The sequence below is a fragment of the Flavobacterium sp. FlaQc-48 genome (assembly GCF_044007335.1).
In the GTDB taxonomy this organism is placed as follows: domain Bacteria; phylum Bacteroidota; class Bacteroidia; order Flavobacteriales; family Flavobacteriaceae; genus Flavobacterium.
Genome location: NZ_JBIPCR010000049.1, coordinates 1 through 702, shown reverse-complemented (window position 1 = coordinate 702; position 702 = coordinate 1). Strand labels below are relative to the sequence as shown.

Below are 702 nucleotides of genomic sequence, written 5' to 3'. Positions count from 1 at the left end.
AATTAAAAAGCAAAGCGATTGTTTGGTTGTGCCAAAAAACAAAACAATCGATCTTAAAATTAACAGACCGTGATTACAACAACAACGGAATGTCTGACCTTTTGGCGCAGGAAGGTTCTGCTTATGACTTGAACATCAATATGTTCAACGTCTTGCAGCATACCATCACAGGATGGCCGGGAGGAAAACCCAATACCGATGATTCGCATCGTCCGGAAAGAGCCAATCCTGCAAAAAAACGAGTGATTCTTTTTAGTCCACATCCGGATGATGATGTGATTTCTATGGGAGGAACTTTTTCAAAACTGATCAAACAAGGGCACGATGTACATGTTGTATATCAAACCTCCGGAAATATAGCTGTTACAGACGACGAAGCCTTGAAATTTGCTGAGGTATCGAGTGATTTTATAACAGACGAAAAAACAAAAATCAACTTCAAATCAGTCATTGAATTCCTGAACAACAAATCAGAAAACCAGATTGATTCCCTTGAAGTTCGAAAATTAAAAGGGCTGATCAGACGTAGAGAATCCTATGCAGCCACAAGATACATCGGACTAAAAGATGAAAATACACACTTTTTGGATCTTCCGTTTTATGAAACCGGACAGGTAAAAAAGAATCCGTTAGGTCCTGAAGACATTGCAATTGTAAAAGAAATTATTGCCAGGATAAAACCCCATCAGGTATTTGCAGCAG

General features: G+C 38.9%; 1 protein-coding gene. It reads left to right on the top strand.

Features of this window, described 5'->3' with window-relative positions:
* Positions 1-702, top strand: a 702-nt coding sequence (locus ACHRWY_RS27525; protein ID WP_395359217.1) for a PIG-L family deacetylase, incomplete at both ends; no start/stop codon positions are given.